This window comes from Brachyspira catarrhinii, assembly GCF_005518285.1.
Classification (GTDB): Bacteria; Spirochaetota; Brachyspiria; order Brachyspirales; family Brachyspiraceae; genus Brachyspira; species Brachyspira catarrhinii.
Genome location: NZ_SJDU01000113.1, coordinates 1 through 6,577, shown reverse-complemented (window position 1 = coordinate 6,577; position 6,577 = coordinate 1). Strand labels below are relative to the sequence as shown.

Genomic DNA, 6,577 nt, shown 5'->3' with positions numbered 1-6,577 from the left:
ACGGAGAATACGACAGAGACGCTATAATAGAAAAATTGGTTTCTATACAATACGAGAGAACGAGAGATGTTTTGGAGAGAGCGAAATTCAAAGTAATCGGCGACACTTTGGAAATAATGAGCGCGTATTCGGACGAAGTTATAAGAATAGAATTTTTCGGCGATACTGTCGAAAGAATTACAAAAATAAATCCCATAACGAAAAAACAAATCGAAGAGCAAGACAGAGTAGTAATTTATCCCGCTAAACATTTCGTCACGGGAGAGCTAAAATTAAACAAAGGAATAAAATTAATCGAAAAAGAACTTAAAGAACAATACGATAAATTTCAAAGCGAAGGAAAACTTATCGAAGCGGAAAGATTATACGGAAGAACAAAATACGATTTGGAAATGCTTAAAGAAGTCGGATATTGCTCGGGAATTGAAAATTATTCTCGTCATTTATCGGGCAGAAACGAAGGAGAGCGTCCCGCCTGTTTGATAGATTATTTTCCCGAAGATTTTTTAACCGTTATAGACGAATCGCATGTAAGCGTTCCGCAAATAAGAGGAATGTTCCATGGAGACAGAAGCAGAAAAGAGACTTTGGTAAAATACGGCTTCAGACTTCCGTCCGCATTGGATAATCGTCCTTTATTTTTTGAAGAATTTGAAAAACTAACGGGCGACACAATTTATATAAGCGCCACTCCCGCACAATACGAAATAAAAAAAAGCGGACATGTAGTCGAGCAGATAATAAGACCGACTGGATTACTTGACCCCGAGATTGAAGTTTATCCGATTGACGGACAGATTGACAAAATAATCGAAGAGATAAAAAAAGTAGTCGAAAGAAACGAAAGAATTTTTATAACGACTTTGACAAAAAAAATGGCGGAAGATTTGACTAAATATTTAAACGAACATGACATAAGAACGAGATATTTGCATTCCGACATTCATACGGTTGAAAGAGTTGAAATAATAAGAGATTTGCGACTCGGAGAATTCGATGTATTGGTTGGAATAAACCTTTTAAGAGAAGGACTCGATGTTCCCGAAGTTTCTTTGATATTGATATTGGACGCCGATAAAACGGGATTTTTAAGAAACACGACAACGCTTATTCAAACTATAGGAAGAGCGGCGAGAAACGCAAACGGAAGAGTGATAATGTTCGCGGACGAAATTAGCGACGCGATGAAAGTTGCAATTGACGAAACAAACAGAAGAAGAGAAAAACAAATAAAATACAATAAAGAAAATAATATAACTCCGAAAACAATCGTAAAAAAAATACAAGATATAATAGAGAGGGAAGATAAAGTCGAAACCTCTTACGAACTTCATTTTGATTTTAGAAGATTTAACGATGAAGTAAAAATTGACCCTAAAAAAGAAAGCAAAAATTATATAATAGAGCTTGAAAAGGAAATGAAAAAAGCTTCCGATAATTTGGAATTTGAAAAAGCGATTGAAATTAGAGAGAGAATAAACGAATTAAAAAATTCAAAATCGCCGAGTAAAAATAAAAGTAAAATTGGCAAAGTGAAGATAAAATAAAAAATATTTGGAGATTTTATGGGTAAAAAAAGCATAATATTATTATTTCATGGGACAAGCAATTATGACGACTCGAGAGAAATGTATGCCAATATAATTAAAAAATTTGAAAACGAATTTAAAGACTTCCATATAACTGACGCTTATAGTTCGAGCGCTATAAGAAAAATGATATTAAACGAAGAAATCTTTCCTACTATAGAAAGTAGATTAAAAGAATTAAAAAATAAAAATATCGAAAAAATATACATATCTCCGATAGTTATTTTGCAAAATAAAGATTATAGCAAAGGCTTTCATACTACGACTAAATTCAAAAAAGATTTTTCGGTAATAAAATACGGAGAATCGTCTCTTTCGACTCCAGAAGATTACGATAATATAGTTTCTATAATTAAAAAAGAATTTCATAAAAACGATTATACTTATTTGTTTGTAGGGCATGGCGGAAAACATCATTCCAACTCGGCTTACGGAATGCTCGGATATAAATTATATTTGGAAAACGAATCCTATATAACCATGACTTTTGCCAAAGGAATAGGAATAAACGAAATTAAAAATAAACTTATAAAATTAAATAAAAAAATTTTAATCGTTCCAATATTAATATCGAAATCTTTTCATTATAAAAACGAAATTTCTAAAGATATAGTAAATCAAATCAAAGAGTTGGGATTGGAATCGGAAGTTATGGATAGAACTTTTGGAGAATGGGATTTATTTTTGGAATTATGCATTAACAAAACGAAAAAATTAATAAATAATTAACCGTAATTAACTTTGAGGACATCGCATAGATTACGATATCCTTAAAGTTAAGGAAATTTTTAAAAATGATACTTTTATACATATCGTGAAATCTATTTTAATATTTTGAAATATTTAAACATAATGAACGCCTTTCCAATAAATAGGAGTAAACACTTCGGCTATTTCGGGCAATTTGACATCTTTTAAAGCCCATTTTTTAAACTCTTCAAATCCCGTTCTATCCACTATATAGCCTATATGTTCTTTTCCTCCTGGAGCGGTTAAATCTATATATTTTTTTACATATTCGTAAGTATTAAGTATAATCTTTATTATGCTCTCTTCGTCAACCCATTTTATAAAATCTTCTCCAAGTCTCGGATTCTTTTTGCCCATTCTTCCCATTATGGTAAGCCTGTAATATTTTTTATCGCTTCTTGTCCAAGCTCGCATCGGACATTGCAAAACGCATTCTCCGCATCCTATGCATCCTTTATGGTTTCTCTCTATTTTATAATTAACTACTTTAAGCACATCTGCCGATTTTCTTTTGCATGATTTTACGCAAGCCTTACATGTTATGCATCTATATTTTTCGTATTGAGGATGAGTCATTCCAATAATCCCAAAGTCATGCATTCTAACTTTAGCGCAATCGTTCGGACATCCAGTTAAAGCTATTTTAAAATGCAAATCGTTTGGAAATACAGCTTTTTCTATTTTTTGAGCGAAAGTCGTAGTGTCGTAGCAGGCGAAAGGACAAACCCTGTTTCCTATGCATGCCGATATATTTCTCGTTCCCGAAGAAGTATAGCCTTTTCCATGCTCGTCTTGATTAATATGCAATCCTTCTATAATAGGCTGAATAAGTTCGTTAACTTTCGGCATATCTTCCATTTTTATTGCTGGAATTTCAAAACCCTGACGAACCGTAATATGTATAGTTCCGTTTCCGTAGTTATCCGCTATATTTTTTATTATATCGAAATATTTAACATTCAAATGCCCGCCTGGAACTCTTATTCTTGAAGCGGTTAATCCTCTTTCTTTCGTTATTCTAAAAGCGTTCTTTTTAAGTTTTTTTACATTTATATCAAGCATATTCGCTCCTTAATCTACTAAAGTTTTTCCTTTAACATAATTAAATACGGGACCGTCCAAACATATATATACATCGTCTATTTTACAATGTCCGCATTTTCCTATTCCGCAGCACATTTTTCTTTCGTAAGAAACCCAAATATTTTCTTCTTTGAATCCTATCTTTTCAAGTTCCATTATGGAGAATTTCATCATGGCTGGAGGACCTACCACTATAGCCACAGTTTCGTTAATATCGTTTATTTTCAAATCTGGAATATATTTTGTGACAAGCCCTATATTTTCTTTATATCCCTCGTTAGCTCCGTCTACGGTTAAAATAAGATTCATATTTTTATTCCATCTGTCAATATCTTCTTTAAATAAAATATCGCTCGGACTTTTAAATCCTATAATAACCGTCATATCTTTTCTTTCGTTTTTATGTTCGCTAAAATAATCTATGACTCCTCTGACTGGCGATACTCCCGTTCCTCCCGCGATTATTACGATATCTTTATTTTTATAAATATCCACATCGAATCCGTTTCCGTAAGGACCGCGCATGAATAGTTTATTTCCGACATACTTTTCAAATATTTCGTTTGTCACTTTGCCGACTTTTCTTATAGTTAAATCAACGCTGTTATCGTCTATACCGCTTATTGAAATCGGAGCTTCTCCAAATTTAGGAATTGAAACCTCGAAGAATTGTCCCGCTTTTACTTTTCCGTCATAAGACATTTTAAAAGTATATTCGATATCTGTATGTTTTTTAATATCCAAAATTTCCGATAAAAAAGGCGCATATTCGTTGTTACTTCTCATTTTGACAAAACCTCCTTCATTCCGTTTTCCAATTTATTAATGCAATTAGAATAAGATATATATTCTGGACAAACATCGTCGCATCTCGCACAACCTACGCACATAAAGTATCCGTTTCTTTTTTTATAATCGAATACCTTATGCATAACCTTAAAACGCATTCTCTCTCCATTCTTCTTTCTATAAGCGCCGCCTCCAGCCACATCCGTATATTCGTCAACCATACATGATGCATGAACTCTTTTCCTCTCTCCTACTTTTCCGTTATCGGTATAAAATATATCCTGCATAGTAAAGCAAGAGCAAGTCGGACATACAAAATTACATCTTCCGCAATTTATACATCTGCCATCGTATTCTTCCCACATTGAAGATTTGTAAATATCCAAACTCAAATTATCTGGAACTTTAACTTTAATATCGTTTTCTTTTACATAGTTTGGAACTACTTCTAATTTCTCGTAAGAATAGAATAAAGATTCAAATTCTTTATCTTTGCAGTCTATTTCAAAATAATCGTCTTTGATATTAAAGGCTAAATCGTATTCTTCGGTTTTATTGCTGTTCATACTGACGCAAAAACAATTTTCAAAAGATTTTTCGCATCCTATCAAAACGAATTTAATATTTTCTCTCAATCGTTTATAATAATAATCTTCAAAACCGTTTTTTAAATATATTTGGTCTAATCTTTTTATAGCATGCAAATCGCAGCTTCTTAAAAATATAATCGCTCCTTTATTTCTTTCAATATCCGCTTCTTTAATTTCGTTTTCGGTAAAATAAAATAAGGTTTGAGTTATAGGCAAAATAGCCTCTTTGAAAGAATAATCAGATTTTTTTTCAAATTCGATTTCTTCCATATTTGAAATATTATCGTATCGGACTATATTCGTATCGGAGAAAGTTCCCGTTCCTTCAAAAAGTTTTGGAGCGTAGACGATATATTTTTCTTTCAATTTGTCGAATACTTTTTGCATATCCGATTTTTGCAACTTATATCCCATTTATAACCTCCGTTCGTTTATAGACAAATAATAAAAAAAATAAAAAAAATTGTCTGTGATATAAATCACATGTCGTAAAAATAATCTCTTAATTTATCTATATCTTTAATAAAAATATTATTGCCTTTAAATTCTATAAGATTCAATTTTGATAATTTATTTATCTGCCTTGAAACGGTTTCTCTTCTCGCTCCTATCATCTCGGATAGATAAGTCACCGTTAATGGAATATTTATTTTGACTATATTTTTGCAAGCTATTCCGTTATCTTTAGCCAATTTAAGCAATTTTGAAGCCAATTTTTTCTCACATTTAAAATCCGCGGTAGTGTTTTGTAATTGTCTGTAAAGTCTTCTTATATTTAAAGACATTAAATTAAGCATATATTTTGAAAGCGAAAAATCGTTTTCCATCGCTTTTATTAAAACTTTTGACGGAATCGACAATATAACCGAATCTTCCAAAACTTCGCAGTTAATGGAAACTTTAATATCTTGCAAACTATGTTCGTTTAATATTTTTCCTTTATCAAATATAAAAATTACTTTCTTATCTCCGAAATTGCTTAATTTATAAAGAGAGGCTTTCCCGCGAACTATAATATATATATTTATAACTTCGTCTTTATCCATAAAAATATGTTCTTTTTCTTTATATTTTTTTAAATTGGAAAATCCTTTTAAATATTCCATAGTTTTAGGATTGATATTTCCGAATATCTCAATTTTTTCAAAAGCTTCATTTAACGAAATCATAAACTGTTAATTATAGAATATAACTATATCGAAAAATGTCAACCGCGTAAAAATCCGCATTAAAAATATTATTAGCTTCCTTAAATAATAAAATCATATCAATAAATTGCCGATTAAAACTCCAAAATATGTTCCGATAGCGTATCCAAAAATGCCGACAAGCATTATAGGTCCTACAAGCTCCACCCAACCTTTAGATATAGCCATAGCCGTTGCTGTTGTCGGTCCTCCTATATTCGCATTCGATGACAATATAATTTCTTCCAAATTAAAATTTAATATTTTACCGAAAACCAAAGTGAAAGCCATATTTATAAAAATAGCTATCAAACAAAAAACGAATAAAAGAGGAGAATTTTTTATTATTTCGTTTAAAGAAGCTGGACATCCTATGACAAAAAAGAATAAATAAATAAAAAAAGTTCCTATTTCTTGCGATAAATTTATTTTGTTAAAAATATTCTTAAAAACGGACGCGCAAATAATCGATACTGTCGTAATAATCAAATATTGATTGCCGAGCAAACCGTTAAAAGTTTTTAATAATATATTATTAATCGGAATAAAATTTGAAAAGATATTTGAAATATATTTTGAAATTAAAACT

7 protein-coding genes are annotated in these 6,577 nt (G+C 31.1%); 2 read left to right on the top strand and 5 right to left on the bottom strand.

All coding sequences use genetic code 11. The annotated features are described in order from the left end of the window. Window positions 1–1,547: helicase-related protein (locus EZH24_RS05670; RefSeq protein WP_137998171.1), on the top strand; the 1,547-nt coding region annotated here is incomplete at its 5' end. An 18-nt stretch (window positions 1,548–1,565) separates the two neighbouring features. Further along, window positions 1,566–2,318, top strand: a complete 753-nt coding sequence (locus EZH24_RS05665; protein ID WP_137998170.1) for a sirohydrochlorin cobaltochelatase — start codon at window positions 1,566–1,568, stop codon at window positions 2,316–2,318. Window positions 2,319–2,432: 114 nt separating this feature from the next. On the opposite strand, the gene asrC is transcribed toward EZH24_RS05665, so the two are convergent. The 5 genes from asrC to EZH24_RS05640 form a co-directional block, all read right to left on the bottom strand. Beyond that, window positions 2,433–3,401 carry a sulfite reductase subunit C gene (gene asrC / locus EZH24_RS05660; protein WP_137998169.1) on the bottom strand — a complete coding sequence of 323 codons (969 nt, stop codon included), beginning with the start codon at window positions 3,399–3,401 and terminating at the stop codon, window positions 2,433–2,435. Between the two features lie 9 nt (window positions 3,402–3,410). Beyond that, on the bottom strand, window positions 3,411–4,208 hold the full coding sequence (asrB, locus tag EZH24_RS05655) for an anaerobic sulfite reductase subunit AsrB (protein ID WP_137998168.1): 798 nt from the start codon (window positions 4,206–4,208) through the stop codon (window positions 3,411–3,413). After that, window positions 4,205–5,215, bottom strand: a complete 1,011-nt coding sequence (gene asrA / locus EZH24_RS05650) for an anaerobic sulfite reductase subunit AsrA (RefSeq protein ID WP_137998167.1) — start codon at window positions 5,213–5,215, stop codon at window positions 4,205–4,207. The genes asrB and asrA overlap by 4 nt, the downstream gene beginning before the upstream one ends. A 65-nt stretch (window positions 5,216–5,280) precedes the next feature. Then, the gene (locus EZH24_RS05645; RefSeq protein WP_137998166.1) at window positions 5,281–5,970 is read right to left on the bottom strand and encodes a Crp/Fnr family transcriptional regulator; all 690 of its coding nucleotides are present in this window, start codon (window positions 5,968–5,970) and stop codon (window positions 5,281–5,283) included. A 93-nt stretch (window positions 5,971–6,063) separates the two neighbouring features. After that, the coding region (locus EZH24_RS05640; RefSeq protein ID WP_137998165.1) for a DUF819 family protein at window positions 6,064–6,577 on the bottom strand (514 nt) is incomplete at its 5' end.